The organism is Brevundimonas abyssalis TAR-001 (assembly GCF_000466985.1).
Classification (GTDB): Bacteria; Pseudomonadota; Alphaproteobacteria; order Caulobacterales; family Caulobacteraceae; genus Brevundimonas; species Brevundimonas abyssalis.
This window is the reverse complement of the sequence record NZ_BATC01000022.1, coordinates 19875-37307: the sequence shown is the minus strand read 5'-3', so window position 1 is coordinate 37307 and position 17433 is coordinate 19875. Positions and strand designations below refer to the sequence as shown.

The 17433-nt window shown below is 68.8% G+C and carries 11 protein-coding genes and 4 pseudogenes; 8 read left to right on the top strand and 7 right to left on the bottom strand.

Going from position 1 to position 17433, the window contains the following annotated elements:
• Nucleotides 1-112: 112 nt before the first annotated feature.
• Complete coding sequence (locus tag MBEBAB_RS07580; protein ID WP_148291468.1) at nucleotides 113-925, bottom strand: hypothetical protein; 813 nt, start codon at nucleotides 923-925, stop codon at nucleotides 113-115.
• Nucleotides 926-1228: 303 nt separating this feature from the next.
• Between MBEBAB_RS07580 and MBEBAB_RS07575 the strand changes: the two genes are divergently transcribed.
• Complete coding sequence (locus MBEBAB_RS07575) at nucleotides 1229-1801, top strand: OmpA family protein (RefSeq protein WP_021697367.1); 573 nt, start codon at nucleotides 1229-1231, stop codon at nucleotides 1799-1801.
• Between the two features lie 45 nt (nucleotides 1802-1846).
• Here the strand turns inward: MBEBAB_RS07575 and MBEBAB_RS07570 are convergent, their stop codons facing one another.
• Together MBEBAB_RS07570 and MBEBAB_RS07565 are read right to left on the bottom strand one after the other, a co-directional pair.
• Nucleotides 1847-2503 (bottom strand): DUF6498-containing protein, encoded by a 657-nt coding sequence (locus MBEBAB_RS07570; RefSeq protein ID WP_021697366.1) that lies wholly within the window; start codon nucleotides 2501-2503, stop codon nucleotides 1847-1849.
• A 63-nt stretch (nucleotides 2504-2566) separates the two neighbouring features.
• Nucleotides 2567-3276: pseudogene (locus MBEBAB_RS07565) on the bottom strand (NAD-dependent deacylase).
• 59 nt (nucleotides 3277-3335) lie between these two features.
• Between MBEBAB_RS07565 and MBEBAB_RS07560 the strand changes: the two are divergent.
• The 6 genes and pseudogenes from MBEBAB_RS07560 (at nucleotide 3336) to ppdK (ending at nucleotide 11147) form a co-directional block, all read left to right on the top strand.
• Nucleotides 3336-4442 (top strand): S-(hydroxymethyl)glutathione dehydrogenase/class III alcohol dehydrogenase, encoded by a 1107-nt coding sequence (locus MBEBAB_RS07560; RefSeq protein WP_021697364.1) that lies wholly within the window; start codon nucleotides 3336-3338, stop codon nucleotides 4440-4442.
• A 4-nt stretch (nucleotides 4443-4446) separates the two neighbouring features.
• Complete coding sequence (locus MBEBAB_RS07555; protein ID WP_021697363.1) at nucleotides 4447-5052, top strand: class I SAM-dependent methyltransferase; 606 nt, start codon at nucleotides 4447-4449, stop codon at nucleotides 5050-5052.
• Nucleotides 5053-5079: 27 nt separating this feature from the next.
• Nucleotides 5080-5463: a VOC family protein gene (locus MBEBAB_RS07550; protein ID WP_021697362.1), complete on the top strand. Its 384-nt coding sequence runs from the start codon at nucleotides 5080-5082 to the stop codon at nucleotides 5461-5463.
• On the top strand, nucleotides 5460-6299 hold the full coding sequence (gene fghA / locus MBEBAB_RS07545; protein ID WP_021697361.1) for an S-formylglutathione hydrolase: 840 nt from the start codon (nucleotides 5460-5462) through the stop codon (nucleotides 6297-6299). The genes MBEBAB_RS07550 and fghA overlap by 4 nt, the downstream gene beginning before the upstream one ends.
• Nucleotides 6300-6380: 81 nt before the next feature.
• Nucleotides 6381-8291, top strand: coding sequence for a 1-deoxy-D-xylulose-5-phosphate synthase (gene dxs, locus MBEBAB_RS07540; protein WP_021697360.1), 1911 nt, complete (start codon nucleotides 6381-6383; stop codon nucleotides 8289-8291).
• Nucleotides 8292-8457: 166 nt separating this feature from the next.
• Nucleotides 8458-11147, top strand: a pseudogene (gene ppdK / locus MBEBAB_RS07535) (pyruvate, phosphate dikinase).
• Here the strand turns inward: ppdK and MBEBAB_RS07530 are convergent.
• Nucleotides 11144-12058 (bottom strand): polysaccharide deacetylase family protein, encoded by a 915-nt coding sequence (locus tag MBEBAB_RS07530; RefSeq protein ID WP_045319027.1) that lies wholly within the window; start codon nucleotides 12056-12058, stop codon nucleotides 11144-11146. The pseudogene ppdK and the gene MBEBAB_RS07530 overlap by 4 nt on opposite strands.
• The gene (locus MBEBAB_RS07525) at nucleotides 12058-13305 is read right to left on the bottom strand and encodes an SGNH/GDSL hydrolase family protein (protein ID WP_021697358.1); all 1248 of its coding nucleotides are present in this window, start codon (nucleotides 13303-13305) and stop codon (nucleotides 12058-12060) included. Before MBEBAB_RS07525 ends, MBEBAB_RS07530 begins: the two co-directional genes overlap by 1 nt.
• 241 nt (nucleotides 13306-13546) lie before the next feature.
• Between MBEBAB_RS07525 and MBEBAB_RS07520 the strand changes: the two are divergent.
• Nucleotides 13547-14082: pseudogene (locus MBEBAB_RS07520) on the top strand (porin family protein).
• Between the two features lie 226 nt (nucleotides 14083-14308).
• Here MBEBAB_RS07520 and MBEBAB_RS07515 read toward each other — a convergent pair.
• Both MBEBAB_RS07515 and MBEBAB_RS07510 read right to left on the bottom strand, forming a co-directional pair.
• A pseudogene (locus MBEBAB_RS07515) lies at nucleotides 14309-15492 on the bottom strand (beta-ketoacyl-ACP synthase III).
• Nucleotides 15492-17405 (bottom strand): capsule polysaccharide biogenesis protein, encoded by a 1914-nt coding sequence (locus tag MBEBAB_RS07510; protein ID WP_242397122.1) that lies wholly within the window; start codon nucleotides 17403-17405, stop codon nucleotides 15492-15494. The pseudogene MBEBAB_RS07515 and the gene MBEBAB_RS07510 overlap by 1 nt, the downstream one beginning before the upstream one ends.
• Nucleotides 17406-17433 lie beyond the last annotated feature (28 nt).

The window sequence follows — 17433 nt, the reverse complement described above, 5'->3', positions numbered from 1 at the left end:
GTCCCGGCTCTCCGCTTCGCTCCGGCCGGGATGACAAGGGGCTCTGGCGGCGAAAAGTGAGACTCTCATTGCACTCTTTTTCGCCGCCAGAGTCTCACAGCCCCAGACCCCGTCAGTCGATCTCCAGCAGGTCCGACCAACGCCACGCCGGGGCGCCCAGGGCGATGCGGGAGGCGCCGGCGCCGTCACCCAAGGTCAGCAGCACCAGCCCTCGCATGGCCTCGGTGCGGCAGTCGGCGGGAGCGAAGGCGACCTCCATGGCGATGGCCTGGCGCACCCCGGCCAGACCCTTGCCCGCCTCGTCGCCGTTCTGCAGCCAGTCGCCGTCCCAGACCTGGATGGCCCGGCCCGAGGCGTTCAGCTGGCGGCTGGCGGCGTCGATGGCGGCGCGTACGTCTGCATCGCCGCGCAACGCATCCTGCAGGCGGCTGACCATGTCGCAGCCGCCGCGTGATCCGCCCGCGCCCGATCCCGATCCCGCGCCGCCGGCCCCGCCGCCCGCGCCGCGACCCGCCGTCCGCGCGCCCGCCGTCTGCGATGACGTCAGCACCGGCAGGGCGGGGGGAGAGGGCGCTATGGGGACAGTCTCCACCTCCGGCGGCGGCAAGCGCGGCGGGCGTAGGGGCGGTGGTGGCGGCGAGGGCGGGGCGACGCGCAGGGCCGTGTCCGGCGGCGCCGCGTCGGCGGGAGCGGGTGAATCCTCGAGGACCGGTTCGGGGACCCGCGGGGGTGGCGGAACTGGCGGCGGATTGACGAGGGTTACAACGACGGGCGGCGGCGCAAGCGGCGGCTCGATCAGACCCATGCGGGACAGGGTCAGGAACAGCGCGACCTCGACCCCGGCGACGATCAGGAACACGCCGGACCGGACGGCCAGGCGGCTCCAGCGGGGGCGGCGCGCACCGGATCGAGAAAAATCGCTCACGCCCACAGAAAAAAGTTCGTCCGCGTCAGCATCGTGGCGCCGGCGGTCGGGCAGGGTGCGAAAATGAGATCAGTGATCGCTGAAAGGAGGACCGCGTCCCGGCCCCTTGGCCTCTGAGCGGCCCAACGCGTCTGCTCAGGCGCGGGTTCCTGATCGAACACGATTATTGCACGGATGGACGAAATACTACGGCCAAGCTGACATTTTCTGGTCAAAACCCCGTCATCAAGCGGCCTTTCGTGCCGAAAAACGTGGCGGCGCGCGACGATGGGACTGGCGCCCCCACTGGGATGGAGACCTGACTTGAACACTTCCACACGCCGCACGCTGAAGGTCGGCGCGACCATCACCGCCGTGGGTCTGATGGCCGGCGCCTGCGCCAGCCACCAGTTCGTGCGCGACAACGTACAGGTGGTCGATGATCGCGTGACGGCCACCGACACGCGCCTCACCGGCGTCGAGGGCACCGCCGGACAGGCCCTCCAGCGCGCCAACGACGCCCATGTGCTGGCCGAGGGCAAGTTCCTCTACGAGGTGGTCCTGTCCGATGACTCGGTGAAGTTCCCCACGGACGTGGACAGCCTGTCGCCCGAAGCCGAGCAGCGCCTCAACGAGCTGGCCCAGCGCCTCCGCGCCGAGAACGCCAACGTCTATCTGGAGATCCAGGGCTACACCGACTCCACCGGCCCGGAATCCTACAACGACGAACTGGGTCAGGCCCGCGCCGAGGCCGTGCGCCGCTATCTGAACCGTCAGGGCGTGGCCCTGAACCGCATGTCCACCATCTCCTACGGCGAGAGCGAACCGGTGGCGCCCAACGACACCCCCGAAGGCCGGTCCCAGAACCGCCGCGTGGCCATCGTCGTCCTGAGCTGACAGCGTGACGTGATGCGGGGCTGGGCGCGCGTCGTCCGGCTCCGGTCACGCTCCCTGCGGTGAGCGCGCGGCGGGGGAGATGACCGCAGTCAGGGCCAGCTCCACCACCGCCTTCATCAGGCACAGGATCAGCACGGCCCCCATCGGCGCGGCCGTTCCGCTCAGCCACCAGGCGGCGGCCAGCACCGTCACATGCAGCACCACGATGCGGCCATAGGGGCGGAACATCTCCATCCCGGGCGTGGACCGGCGCCACAGGCCGCTGGACCACCACTCGCGGATAAGGATCACGACCTGGAGCCCCATCACCCCCAGCACGGCCAAGTGGAAGCTCGGATTGGCGAACACCCGCTCCCACAGGCCGTCCCCCCCGTCGATGATCCTGGCCGCCAGCATCATGGTGAAGACGCCGTGGACCAGGGTGAACAGCCCGTAGTGGACGATGAAGAAGCAGCCGACGCCGATCGTTCCCATCTGCGTCGAACCCGGCGCCAGGGTGTCCGGCTGGCGGGCGGTCAGGATGCGGATCAGGCTCATCACCCCGATGATGATGTTCTCGACCCAGTAGAGCATCAGGATCTGCCCGGCGTCCCAGCCCAGCCACAGCACCCCGCCCACCGGAATCAGGTTCAGCAGGACGATCAGCAGAAGCCGCGCCCCGCCCAACCGTCGTCCCATGCCTGTGATCACATCGCCCGCCATGACGGCACACTGGCCTGTGGCGGCGCCGACGAAAAGGCGCGGACCGCTGACGGAAGATGACGCTCAGAGCGCCTCCAGGAAGGCGGGCAGGGTCAGGGACGCCGGGCCGTAGACGCCTCATCGAACAGGCGCCGCCCGGCCGTGGGCTCCAGGTTGATCTCGACCGTCCGCGCGCCCGCCATCCGCGCCGCCTGAACAAAGCCCGCCGCCGGCCAGACCGCGCCGGAGGTGCCGATCGACAGGAACAGGTCGCACCGGCTCAGCGCCTGTTCGATGCGGTCCATCTCCAGCGGAATCTCCCCGAACCAGACGATGTGCGGGCGCAGCCGTCCGGCCGGATGGTGGGGCGAGGCGTGGTCCGTCTCCAGATCGTCGGGACAGTCACAGACCACGCCCGAGGTCGTGCAGCGCGCCTTCCTCAACTCGCCGTGCATGTGGATCAGGTCGAACCCCGGCGCCGGCGGCGTCTCGGCGTGGGCGCGGTCGTGCAGGTCGTCTACGTTCTGGGTCACCAGCAGAAAGCCGCCCTCCCACCGCGCAGCCAGCGCGGCCAAGGCCCGGTGGGCCGCGTTGGGGTGGACGGTCGCCAGCTGCCGGCGCCGCTTGTTGTAGAAGTCCTGCACCAGCGCCGGATCGCGCGCGAACGCCTCGGGCGTCGCCACGTCCTCGACCCGATGGCCCAGCCAAAGCCCGTCCGCCGCCCGGAAGGTGGGCACGCCGGACTCAGCCGAGACGCCGGCGCCGGTCAGGACGACGAGATTTCGTTTGCTCATGCGGTTTCATAGCATCCCCGGCATGGCCTAGAAGGGGGCCATCACTCTGGAGCCTGCCCATGAAGACCCGCGCCGCCGTCGCATTCGAAGCCAAACGTCCGCTCGAAATCGTCGAGGTGGATCTGGAGGGACCGCGCGCGGGCGAGGTGCTGGTGGAGATCAAGGCGACGGGCATCTGCCACACCGACGCCTATACGCTGGACGGGCTGGACAGCGAGGGCATCTTCCCCTCGATCCTGGGCCATGAGGGCGCGGGCGTGGTGGTGGAAGTCGGGCCGGACGTGACCTCGGTGGAGGTGGGCGACCACGTCATCCCGCTGTACACGCCGGAATGTCGGCAATGTAAGTCGTGCCTCAGCCGCAAGACCAACCTGTGCACCGCCATTCGCGGCACCCAGGGCAAGGGCCTGATGCCCGACGGCACCAGCCGGTTCAGCTACAAGGGCCAAGCCATCGCCCACTACATGGGCTGCTCGACCTTCTCCAACTACACCGTGCTGCCCGAGATCGCCCTGGCGAAGATCCGCAAGGACGCGCCCTTCGACAAGGCCTGCTACGTGGGCTGCGGCGTGACCACGGGCGTGGGGGCGGTTGTCAACACGGCCAAGGTTGAGCCGGGCGCCAACTGCGTGGTGTTCGGCCTGGGCGGCATCGGGCTGAACGTCATCCAGGGCCTGAAGATGGTGGGCGCCGACATGATCGTGGGCGTGGACCTGAACCCTGACAAGGAAGCGTGGGGCCGCAAGTTCGGCATGACCCACTTCGTCAATCCGAAGGATGTGTCGGATGTGGTCGCCCATCTGGTGGAGATGACCGGCGGCGGGGCCGACTACACCTTTGACTGCACCGGCAACACCACGGTGATGCGTCAGGCGCTGGAGGCCTGTCACCGGGGCTGGGGCGAGAGCATCGTCATCGGCGTGGCCGAGGCGGGCAAGGAGATCGCGACCCGCCCGTTCCAGCTGGTCACCGGCCGCGTCTGGCGCGGCTCGGCCTTCGGCGGCGCGCGCGGTCGCACCGACACGCCGAAGATCGTCGACTGGTACATGGACGGCAAGATCGAGATCGACCCCATGATCACCCACACCCTGCCGCTGGAGGACATCAACAAGGCCTTCGACCTGATGCATGAGAGCAAGAGCATCCGCAGCGTGGTGGTGTTCTGAGGCCATGACGGTCGAGACGGTCCTGCGCGGCTATGCGGATGCTTCGGCGGATCAGATCGGCCGGATGGAAGGGTTCGATCCGGCGCGGCTTCTGGCCCCGGTGATGACTGTCCTGCCGACGACGGCGGGGCGGATGCTCGATGTGGGCGCGGGCACAGGCTACGTCGCGGGTTGGTTCGCCGAGCAGGGCCATGAGGCGACGGCGGTCGAGCCCGTTGAGGCCTTGCGTCAGGCCGGGGAACGACTCCGGGGGGATCGGGTCCGCTGGCTGGACGACCGGCTGCCGCATCTGAACGTCGTCCGGGCCTTGCGCGAGCAATTTGATCTGATCGTTCTCTCGGCGGTCTGGCAGCATCTGGACGAAACGATGCGTCCTCCCGCCATGGCGAATCTGGCCGCCCTCGTCGCGGACGGCGGCCAGATCATCCTTTCGGTTCGGCACGGCCCTGGGGCCGCGACCCGGCCCGTGTTCGCAACGACCGCCGACGAAACCATTGCCCTGGCAGGCCGCCATGGTCTGTCGGTGCGGCTGGCTGCCCAGGCGGAGTCCCTGCAGGCCGGCAATCGCGCCATGGGAGTCAGATGGACGTGGCTGTCTTTGGCCCGCTAAGACCAGCAGGAACGAGAGAGGAAACCTATGTTCACGCACATCACCGTCGGGGCGAACGACATTGAGGCGTCACGCCGGTTCTATGACGCGGCGCTTGGCGCGCTGGGGATTCCGGGGGCGCAGGGGCCGGACCCCAAGGGGCGGTTCTGGTGGCGCACGGACCGAGGGGCCTTCGCGATCGGGGCGCCCATCGACGGCGAGCCCGCCTGCCACGCCAACGGCGGCACCATCGGTTTTCATGCGAAAACCCCCGAGATGGTCCAGGCCTTCCACGACGCCGGCGTCGCGGCGGGCGGCACGGCCATCGAGGACCCGCCCGGCGAGCGCAACGGCGCGTTCGGGAAGCTGGTGCTGGCCTATCTGCGCGATCCGTCCGGCAACAAGATCTGCGCCATGCACAGGCCGAAATGACCCTGCAAACCACCAAGACCCATATCGTCCACGGCGGCACGCTGCGGTACTGCCGTCATGACAGCGCGATCACCGGCACGCCCATGACCCTGTCGGTGTTCACGCCGCCGGGGGAGGGGCCGTTTCCGGTGCTGATCTGGCTGTCGGGCCTGACCTGCACCGAGGATAATTTTACGTCCAAGGCCGGGGCGTATCGGGCGGCGGTCGAGCATGGGGTGATCATTGTGGCGCCCGACACCTCGCCGCGAGGTCAGGGCGTGGCGGACGACGACGCCTATGATCTGGGGCAGGGGGCCGGGTTCTATGTGGATGCGACCCAGGCGCCCTGGGCGCCGCACTTCCGCATGGAGAGCTACGTCACGGACGAGCTGATCGCCCTTGTCGACGCCGGGTTCCCGACGACGAAGACGCGCTCCGTCTTCGGCCACTCCATGGGCGGGCACGGGGCCCTGACCCTGGCCTTGTGCCATCCCGAGCTGTTCCAGAGCGTCTCGGCCTTCGCCCCCATCGCCTCGCCGACCCGATGCGCCTGGGGCGAGAAGGCGTTCACCGCCTATCTGGGCGACGACCGGGCGGAATGGGTGAAGCACGACGCGGCGCTGCTGCTGGAATCCGGGGCGGCTTCGGGGGTCTACGACGACATTCTGGTGGATCAGGGCGACGGCGACCAATTCCTGACCGACCAGCTCAAGCCCGAACTGCTCAAGGCGGCGGCCGACAAGGCGGGCCAGAAGCTCACCGTGCGGATGCAGCCGGGCTACGACCATTCGTACTTCTTTATGGCCAGTTTCATCGACGATCACGTGGCCTTCCATGCGGCGCGGCTGAAGGGCTGATCCGATCCGCCTGCCGTGCGTTGATGTCCATGCGGCCACAGGGGCTATCGCCTCCGCGCCGATCACGGACTAGAAGGGCCTATGCCGGACACTCCGCTTCTCGACACCGTCGCCTTTCCCGCTGACACCCGTGGTTTCAGCGTCGCCCAGTTGCGACAGCTGGCCGACGAGGTGCGAACCGAAACCATCGACGCCGTGTCCGTGACCGGCGGGCACCTGGGCGCAGGCTTGGGCGTGGTCGAGCTGACCGTGGCCCTGCACCATGTGTTCGAGACGCCCAAGGACATCCTGATCTGGGACGTCGGGCACCAGTGCTATCCGCACAAGATCCTGACCGGACGGCGCGACCGCATCCGCACCCTGCGTCAGGGCGGCGGCCTGTCGGGCTTCACCAAGCGGGCCGAGAGCGACTACGACCCGTTTGGCGCGGCGCACGCCTCCACCTCCATCTCCGCGGCCCTGGGCTTCGCGGCGGCGCGGGACCAGAAGAAGTCCGGCAACAAGGTGGTGGCGGTCATCGGCGACGGCTCCATGTCCGCCGGCATGGCCTATGAGGCCATGAACAACGCGGCCGAGACCACCGGCCAGCTGACCGTGATCCTGAACGACAACGACATGTCCATCGCCCCGCCGGTCGGCGGGATGAGCGCCTATCTGGCCAAGCTCGTGTCCGGCGGCGCCTATCAGAACATGCGGCGCTTCGGAAAGAAGATGGCCGAGCATCTGCCGCGCCCGTTCCGCGATGCCGCACGCAAGGCCGAGGAATACACCCGTGGGATGGTCACGGGCGGGACCTTCTTCGAGGAGTTGGGCTTCTATTACGTCGGCCCCATCGACGGCCACGACATGGATGTGCTGGTTCCGGTGCTGAAGAACGCCGCGGCCATCACGGACCGGCCGGTTCTGGTCCACGTGGTGACCCAGAAGGGCAAGGGCTATGCGCCCGCCGAGAACAGCGCCGACAAGTACCACGGGGTGGTCAAGTTCGACGTGGTGTCGGGCAAGCAGTCCAAGTCCATCTCCAATGCGCCCAGCTACACCAAGGTGTTCGGGACCGAGCTGATCAAGCGGGCCGAGCGCGACCCGTCCATCGTCGCCATCACGGCCGCCATGCCGGGCGGCACCGGCGTGGACCTGTTCGGCCAGGCGTTCCCGGACCGCACCTTCGACGTGGGCATCGCAGAGCAGCACGCGGTGACCTTCGCCGCAGGGCTGGCGGCGGACGGCATGAAGCCGTTCGCGGCGATCTATTCCACCTTCCTGCAGCGCGGCTACGACCAGGTGGTGCACGACGTTGCGATCCAGTCGCTGCCGGTGCGGTTCGCCCTGGACCGGGCCGGTCTGGTGGGCGCCGACGGGCCGACCCACGCGGGGTCGTTCGACATCGGCTACCTGGGCGCCCTGCCGGGCATGGTGCTGATGGCGGCTTCGGACGAGGCAGAGTTGGCAGGCATGATCGCCACCAGCCTCGAGATCGACGACAGGCCCTCGGCCTTCCGCTATCCGCGCGGCGACGGGGTGGGGGTGGAGATTCCCGAACTGGCCGCCCCATTTGAGATCGGCAAGGGCCGCATCGTGCGTGAGGGGACGACCGTCGCGATCCTTTCGCTCGGCACCCGGCTGCAGGAATCGCTCAAGGCGGCCGAGGCTCTGGCGGCGCGGGGCGTGTCCGCCACCGTGGCCGACGCCCGCTTCGCCAAGCCGCTGGACGAGGACATGATCCTGCGTCTGGCCCGCGAGCACGAGGCCCTGATCACGGTCGAGGAGGGCGCCATGGGCGGCTTCGGCGGTTTCGTGCTGCAGATGCTGGCCGAGAAGGGCGCGCTGGACGCGGGACTGAAGGTGCGGACCCTGCATCTGCCCGACGTGTTCCAGGACCAGGACAAGCCCGAGACCATGTACGCCCAGGCCGGTCTGAACGCGGAGCATATCGCCGCGACCGCCCTGACCGCGCTGGGCGTGGATGCGGCGAGCGCAAAGGCGCGGGCCTGACGCCGGCTTTCCTCTCCGCCGATCGGAGAAGGAACCGTCACGATCGCTCACGATTTGTTACGGCGCGGCGTGGCCTTTGCTGCACTGCCGCGCTAGCTTCGCGCCGGCTCAGAGGCGGGGACCAACCCCGCCCATTCCACAGACTGAACTCAGGAACGACGCAGACATGACCCAGTGGGTGTACGGCTTCGGCGGCGGCTCCGCCGACGGCGACGCTTCGATGAAGAACCTCCTCGGCGGCAAGGGCGCCAACCTGGCGGAGATGTCCTCCCTCGGGCTCCCGGTGCCGCCCGGCTTCACCGTCACCACCGAGGCCTGTGTCCACTATTTCTCCCAGGGCCAGACCTACCCCGCCGATCTGGAGGGCCAGGTGAAGACGGCGCTGGAACAGGTCGAGACCCTGACCGGCAAGCGCTTCGGCGACGCGGCCAATCCGCTGCTGGTGTCGGTGCGCTCGGGCGCCCGCGCTTCCATGCCGGGCATGATGGATACGGTTCTGAACCTGGGCCTGAACGACCAGACGGTGGAGGGGCTGGCGGCCCTGTCCGGGGACCGGCGCTTCACCCTGGACAGCTATCGCCGCTTCATCACCATGTACTCCAATGTGGTGCTGGGCATCGGCCATGACCTGTTCGAGGAGGTGCTGGACGACCACAAGGACCGCCTCGGCGTCTCGGTCGACACCGAGCTGACGGCCGGTGACTGGGAGAAGGTCGTCGCCGACTACAAGGCCGTGGTCGAGCGCGAGCAGGGCGAGCCTTTCCCGCAGGACCCCGCCGCCCAGATGTGGGGCGCCGTGGGCGCCGTGTTCGACAGCTGGATGAACGACCGGGCCAAATTCTACCGCCGCATGCACGACATCCCCGAGAGCTGGGGCACCGCGGTGAACATCCAGTCCATGGTGTTCGGCAATATGGGCCAGACCTCGGCCACCGGCGTCGCCTTCACCCGCAACCCGTCCACGGGCGAGGCGAAGCTGTACGGCGAGTTCCTGATCAACGCCCAGGGCGAGGACGTGGTGGCCGGCATCCGCACGCCCCAGTCCCTGACCAAGGCGGGCCGCGAGGAGATGGGCGAGAGCGCGCCCTCCATGGAAGAGGCCATGCCGGAGGTGTTCGGCCAGTTCGTGGACGTGGTGGGCAAGCTGGAAAGCCACTACCGCGACATGCAGGACATCGAGTTCACGGTCGAACAGGGCCGGCTCTACATGCTGCAGACCCGCAACGGGAAGCGCACCGGCAAGGCCGCGCTGAAGATCGCCGTGGATCTGGCCGCCGAGGGCGTCATCAGCCAGGAAGAAGCCATCCAGCGGGTCGATCCCTCGGCGCTGGACCAACTGCTGCACCCCACCCTCGACCCGAAGGCCCAGCGCAACGTCATCGCCGCCGGCCTGCCCGCCAGCCCCGGCGCGGCCACGGGCAAGGTGGTGTTCGATTCCGACGAGGCCGAGCGTCTGGGCCAGCTGGGCGACGCGGTCATTCTGGTGCGCGAGGAGACCTCGCCCGAGGACATTCACGGCATGCACGCGGCGCGCGGCATCGTCACGGCCCGGGGCGGCATGACCAGCCACGCGGCGGTGGTGGCGCGCGGCATGGGACGGCCTTGCGTCTCCGGCGCCGGAGAAATCCACATCGACGAGGAGGCGGGCCTGTTCCGTGCCCGGGGTCGCGAGTTCCGCGCGGGCGAGATCGTCACCATCGACGGCTCGAAGGGCGAGGTGCTGGAGGGCGCGGTCGACATGATCGAGCCCGAACTGACCGGCGATTTCCAGACCCTGATGGCCTGGGCCGACAAGGTCCGCCGCCTGAAGGTGCGGGCCAATGCGGAGACTCCGCTGGACGCCAAGACTGCGCGGGGCTTCGGCGCCGAGGGCATCGGCCTGTGCCGCACTGAGCATATGTTCTTCGACGAGACCCGCATCGCGGCGGTGCGCGAGATGATCCTCGCCGACGACGAACAGGGCCGTCGCGCGGCCCTGGCCAAGATCGAGCCGTTCCAGAAGGCGGACTTCACCGAGCTGTTCCAGATCATGGCCGGCCTGCCGGTGACGATCCGGCTGCTGGACCCGCCGCTGCACGAATTCATTCCCCACTCGGACGAGGACATCGACGCCCTGGCGGCGTCATCGGGTCTGGACGCGGCCAAGCTGAAGCGCCGCGCGAAGGATCTGGCCGAGACCAATCCCATGCTGGGCCATCGCGGCTGCCGGCTGGGCGTGGCCTATCCCGAGATCTATGAGATGCAGGTGCGCGCCATCCTCGAGGCCGCGCTGGCGGTGAAGGCCGAGTCCGGCGCCGCGCCCACGCCCGAGATCATGCACCCGCTGGTCGCGCTGGGTCTGGAGATGAAATATCTGCGCGAGCTGACCGATCGCACCGCCGAGGCGGTGTTCGCGGCGGCAGGCGACAGGGTCGACTATCAGGTCGGCACCATGATCGAGCTGCCCCGCGCCGCCTTGCGCGCCGGGGACCTGGCCGAGAACGCGGAGTTCTTCAGCTTCGGCACCAATGACCTGACCCAGACCACCTTCGGCATCAGCCGCGACGATTCCGGCCGCTTCCTGCAGGCCTACATGGACAAGGGCATCTTCGAGACCGATCCCTTCGTGCGGCTGGACCAGGAAGGCGTCGGCGATCTGATCCGCATCGCCGCCGAGCGCGGCCGCGCCGTGCGCCCGGACGTCAAGCTGGGCATCTGCGGCGAGCACGGCGCGACCCGTCCTCCATCGCCTTCTGCGAGGAAGCCGGTCTCGACTACGTCAGCTGCTCGCCCTACCGCGTGCCGATCGCGCGGCTGGCGGCGGCCCAGGCCGCGCTGCATGCGCAGGCGGGCACCGAGCGCGAAAAGGATCGCTAGCGGCAGACCTCTTCAAGCCAGGCGATGTCCCAGGGTTTGGGCGGTGCGGTCTGTCCCCGCGCCGCCAGCGCCGTCTCCAGATAAAGCGGTCCGTCCGACGGCGTGACCCGAATGTCCGCCTCATAGAAGGGGTGGCTCTGCGCCTCTTCGAGGGAGACGAACGTCGCGCCCTTGCCGCGATACAACGCCAGCACCTGAGGCAGCATGCGGGCGTGGAACGCGCCGGTGTGCAGCAACAGGACATAGGGAATGTCCTCGCCGTACAGCGCGCGGGCCATGGCCCTGGAGTGGTCGAAGGCGGCGTCTGCGGCCTGTATATAGGCCCGCTCCATCCGGGCGACGGCCGCGTCGTCGCCCTGCGCCCGGCAGCGCACATAGGGCTCGGTCCAGGCCCAGTCGTCGAAGCTCATGGTGACCGAGGCCACGCGGTAGCCCCGCTCATCCAGAAAGGCCCGGATGCGGTCGCGCAGCACCGGATCTTCGCCCTCGGCCAGGAACGGATAGCGGAACCAGCGCCAGTCCCGCTCGCCCATCAGCACGGCCAGCAGCGGCTCGTTGTGCAGGATCTCCGCCTCGTAGGCGTCCGCCCCGATGGCGTTCGGGTTCTGGTGCGTCCAGGTGTGGTTGCCGAGCGGGTGGCCCGCCGCCCGCCACAGGTCCAGCGCCGCGGCGGCGTCCGGGTTCTGCTCGACGGGCCCGCCATTGATGAAGATGGTCGCCGGGGCGTCGCCCGCCTCGCTCAGCGCCGCGATCATGCGGGCGGCGACCCCCACATAGGCCTCGCCCTCCGGCACAGGGCCGTGCACCGGCGCGTCATCAATGGTGATGGCGATCTGCTGCGCCCCCGCGGCGGCGGGCAGGCACAGGGGGGCGGCCCAAACGATGAAAGGGACGATCAGGGCGAAGCGCATCAGTCTTCGTGCGTCAGAAACAGCGTCAGGTCCACCGCCTCGCCCATGGCGCGGTACCCGTCAATGGACGGATGCAGGCCGTCGCTGTCGTACTCGGCCCGCAGGTGCGTGGGCCGCTCCGGATCGCGCATGACCGCGTCGAAGTCGATCACCGCGTCCACATTGCCGGGCGTCCGGAACCAGGCGTTGATCGCCTGCCGGTCCGCCTCGTTCTGCGCGTCCGGATGATAGTAGTCCGAGCCCCCGTAGGGCGTGATGGTGGCTCCAATGACGGTGATCCCCCGCTCCCGCGCCCGGGCGGTCATCTGGGCGTAGGCGGCGATCATGTCGGCGACCAGCTGGGCATGCGCCTCGGGCGTCGCCGGCGCGTCGCGGGTCAGGACACCCAGATCGTTGACGCCTTCCAGAAGGATCAGGTGGGTCACGCCGGTCTGGCCCAGCACGTCTCGCTCGAACCGCGCCAGGGCGTTGGGGCCCAGACCGTCGCGCAGCACCCGGTTTCCGCCGATGCCGTGGTTCAGCACGCTGAGGTGGGACGCGCGGGAATCAGCCTGCAGCCGCTCGGCGAGAAAGTCGGGCCAGCGGGCGTCGGTGTCCGGCTGGACCCCATAGCCGTCGGTGATGGAGTCGCCCAGCACGACGATCGCCCCGGCCTCTGGCGGGCCCAGCACGTCCACGCCGGAGAGCAGATACCAGCGGGTGAAGGTGGTCTCATCGGTCAGGGCGGCGGCGCCCGTCTGGTCGCCCGACGCCATGCGGCTGGTGGCCCGGGCGCCGGGATGGGCGGTCAGGCGCGAAGGGGCGTCGGCCACATGAAGGGTGATGGCCAGATGCGACAGGGCCTCCACCTCGAAGTCCACAGGATCAGAGACGAACTCGGCCCCGGCCGGGACCATGACGTCGGGCCGGCCCGCGAAGGTGAGGCGCCTGACCATGGCCGGATCGATTATGGCGCCGTCGCGGGTCGTTGGTCGGCTTACCGCAGCGCGGGCGATGCGAAGGGGCGCGTCGCCGAAGGCGTTCGAGACCCGGACCCGGATCCGGTCGCCGGACGCGGTCAGACGCACCACCTGTCGCAGGGTGACGTCGTCCATGGCGCTGTCGGGCAGGGCGTGTTCGTTCTCCGCGACCATCTGGGACGACGCCCAAGCGCCGACCCATCGCCCGTCATCGGCAAGGGCCGCGACCGGCGCCAGAATGAGGCCGAGGGCGGCGAACGCGCTCACCAGGCGGCGTCTCGAGATCATGATCGTCCTCCCTGTCGCGCGCCGCGATCTCAATGTCGTGGTAGCGCTATCAGGCCTGAAGGGTCCGGCTTTCCACCCACATCGTCAAGGGGGCCGCAGAACGCGGTGTGTGTCTTTTGGGCCACCGTTACGCTTGTGTAATCGTTTGGCCTTGGAACTGCCTCATGGGATACCTATTTGAACATTCGCTGGGATTTGGGGCTGGCGACCAAAGAAGTCGCTGCTCACGGAGTGTTACTAAATGAAAACGATTCTTCTCTCTACCGCCGCTATCGCCATGTTCACCGCCGCGCCCGCCATGGCGCAAAGCTGGCCCGCGCCCGAATACTACGGTTCGCTGGGTTACTCGCACATGGAAGCTGACGGAGCCGATGTCGAACTCGGCGCCATCACCGGCCGTTTCGGCGCCAAGCTGACGCCGTACTTCGGCTTCGAAGGCGAAGGCTCGTTCGGCGTCCGTGACGACGAAGTCACCATTGGCGCAGTCACCGCCGACATCGATCACAACTACGACCTGGCCGCCTATGGCGTGGCTTTCCTGCCGGTGAACCCGAACTTCGAGCTGTTCGCCCGCCTGGGTTACGGCACGACTGAACTCGAGCCTCGGCCGCGGGCGTCAGCGTCACCGAAGACGGCGAAAGCTGGAACTACGGCGTCGGCGCCAACTACTTCTTCGACGGCCAGAACGGCGTCCGCGGCGACTGGACCCGTCGCGACTTCACCGACGACGGCGGCGAAGCCGACGTCTACTCGGTGAGCTACATCCGCCGCTTCTAAGGCCGGATGACATCGGGGCTCCGGCGACGGAGCCCCGCTATCGAGCAGGGAAGGCGCGCTTCGGAGAGGAAGCGCGCCTTTCTCGTTGTTGGGACGCTATCGCGCGGCCCGCGGGGCCTTGCTGCTTGAGCGCATGTTGGGGCGCTAACGCTCGCGACGCGGCCGCTCGCTGCTTGAGCGCCTTGTGGCGCTAACCCTTGGCCCTCGGGGCTTTGCGGCTTGAGCGTCAGGCGCGCTTCCGGACGAACACCGAGCCGGCGGAATAGCCGGCGCCGAAGCTGCAGATCAAGCCGGTGTCGCCCGGCGCGAATCCCTCGTTGTGCAGGTGGAAGGCGATGATCGATCCGGCCGACGAGGTGTTGGCGTAGTCGTCCAGGATGATGACGTTCTCGCCCGGCGCCGGCTCGCGGCCCAAGACGCGCTTGCCGATCATCTCGTTCATGTTGATGTTGGCCTGGTGCAGCCACAGGCGCTTGAGGGCAGTCGGATCGATGGCCAGATCGCGGGCGTGATCCACAATCATCTCGGAGACCATGGGCACCACGTCCTTGAAGACCTTGCGGCCCTGCTGGACGAACAGCTTGTCGGTGATGCCGTCGGGGCGCGGTCCGTCGGCGATGGCGGTGACGTCGTCGCGGGCGGCGCGGTTCAGGAAGCCAAAATTGTTGCGGATGTTGTTGGAGAAGACGGTCTTGAGCCGCGTGCCCAGGATGTCCCAGCCGCCGGTGGCCTGATCGGCGGCCTCGACGATCACGGCGGTGGCCACGTCGCCGAAGATGAAGTGGCTGTCGCGGTCGCGGAAGTTCAGGTGGGCCGAGCAGATCTCGGGATTCACCATCAGCACCGCCTTGACCGAGCCCGAGCCGATGAAGTCGGCGGCGGTCTTGAGGCCGAAGGTGGCCGAGGAGCACGCCACGTTCATGTCGAAGGCGAAGCCTCGATTCCCAGGGCCTGCTGCACCTCGATGGCCATGGCGGGGTAGGGGCGCTGCATGTTGGAGGCGGCGCAGATGACGGCGCCGATCTCGCTGACCGGCTTGCCCCAGCGGGCGATGGCTTCCTGTGCGGCCTTGACCGCCATTTCGGCCAGCACCGACAGCTCGTCGTTCGAGCGTTCGGGGATGTGGGGGACCATGCGGTCCGGATCGAGGATGCCCGACTTCTCCACCACGAAGCGGGACTTGATGCCCGAGGCCTTCTCGATGAACTCGGACGAGGACGGCGTCAGCGCCTCCAGCTCGCCGGCGGCGATGGCCTCGGCGTTGGCGGCGTTGAAGCGCTCGGCGAAGGCGTTGTAGGCCGTCACCAGTTCAGCGTTCGAGAGCGCGTGTTCGGGCGTGTGCAGGCCGGTGGCGGCTATGACCGCTCTGGGAGAATCGTTCACTGGGTTCGTTTCCTTGACGAGGCCCATCAATAGGACGGCGGCGGCGTGCGGTCGAGACTGGCGCGGATGCCGGTCCACCAGCGGGCGATCTGGTTGGCGGGCGCCCGGGGCGGCGGAACGCCCTTGGCGGTGATCAGGGCCTCGACCAGATCCTCGGCCTCGCAGGGCCAGCCGTTGGGGGCCACATAGACGGGGTAGAGGATCAGCGCTGCGGCCACCAGTTCGTCCAGGCTCGCCCGGCGTGTGCGGCGCGGACAGGGGACGCGGTCCTCGGTCAGGCCCCAGCCGGCGAAGAACGGCGTGCCGTAGGTGGTCACGGGCTTGCCGCGCAGCAGGGCCTCGAAGCCGGACAGGGAGGTCAGGGTGGCCAGACGGTCGGCGTGGTCCAGGCACTGGATGATGTCGAGCCCGTCGGCCGAGGCGTCCACGGCGTCCAGCGCCGCGCCGTCCAGCATGCCGGGACGGTTGCCCGCCAGCACGTCGGGGTGGTTCTTGTAGATCAGGAAGGCGTCCGGATGGTCCGCCCGCACGGCGGCCACCAGTCCGGCGTTGGTGCGGATGTGGGCGCAGCCCTTGAGGATCGACTGGTCGTTCTCCACCTGGCCGACGATCAGGATGCGCTGGCGCTTCTTTGGCCAGGCGTCGAAGGCCCCGGCCGGGGCGGGCAGGTTGTACTTGCTGAGCCCCGCCGAAACGATCCGCTCCCGAAGGCGCGCGGCGCGGTCCAGCAGGGTCGGCGAGAAGCCGCCCTGTTCGATCAGGGTCTCCAGCCGCGAGGGGCGCGTGGCGTCGTAATAGACGCCCAGATCATCCAGCGTCACGGACAGGGCGCCGACGAAGTCCGAACCGAGCCCGCGCGAGCGGATGAAGCCGTCCTCCATGCGCAGGATCGGACCGGTGAAGCCCTCGGTCGCCTGCTCGAAATCCGCGCCGGTGCGCGAGGCCCAGCAGACGATGCGCCCGTCTTCGGTTTCGGCGGCGGTGCGGGCGCGGGCGGCGGAGGCGAAATAGCGCACCGGTCCCTTTGGCGAGTTCAGCAGGCGGCGCACGGGCGGGCGCTTGGCCGGGGCGAAGGCGACGCAGGCGTTCAGTCCCGCGAGCCGGTCGGCGCGGTCGCGCAGGGCGATGAGGCGCTCCAGCGCCTGTTCCGCCTCGCAGGCGCGGCCGGTGACCGGGTCCACATAGCGGGCGTAGCGGATCAGGGCGGCGGCGGCGATGGATTCGATATCGCGCAACTGGCCCCGGCGGCCGGTGTCCACGGCGTCCGTGGTCAAACCCCAGCCGGAATAGAAGGGCGCGCCGAAGCAGCGGACGGACAGGCCGCGCAGCAGCGCCTCCCACCCCAGGCCGCTGGTGACCGTATAGACCGCGTCCACCTGGGCCAGCAGGTCGGCGGGGCGGACGTCGGTGTCGATCAGGGTGACGTCGCCGAGGAGGTCGGCGGGGATGCAGCCCTGCTTGCGGCCCGCGGCCACGGCCGGGTGGCGCTTGACGATCAGCTGGGCGCGGGGCTCGTCGCGGCGGGCGGCGTCCAGCATGTCGATGAAGGATCGGGGCGAGGCCAGGCCGAAGCCGATGGAGGCGTCGCCCAGCGTCTGGTCCACGATCAGGATGCGGCGGCCGGGCTTGAGCAGACCAGCGTTCAGCGGGCCGCCCAAATTGGTCTTGGAGACGCCGCTCTCGACGATGCGGTCGATCAGGGCGCGGGCGCGGATTCGCAGGTCGGGGGACATCCAGGCCGGAGCCCCGGCGATCAACTGCTCCAGCCGCGAGGGCCGCGTGGCGTCATAGTAGACGCCCAGATCATCGGCCACGATGCTGAGCGATGTGGCGCCCGCCTCGCCCAGACCCACGGAGCGGAGCAGGCCGTCCTCCAGCGCCACATAGGGCACGCCGTGCTTTTCGGACCAGCGGCGCCCGTGGGCGGCGGTGGGTTTCATGCCCCAGCCCAGCACCGCCTGAACGTCG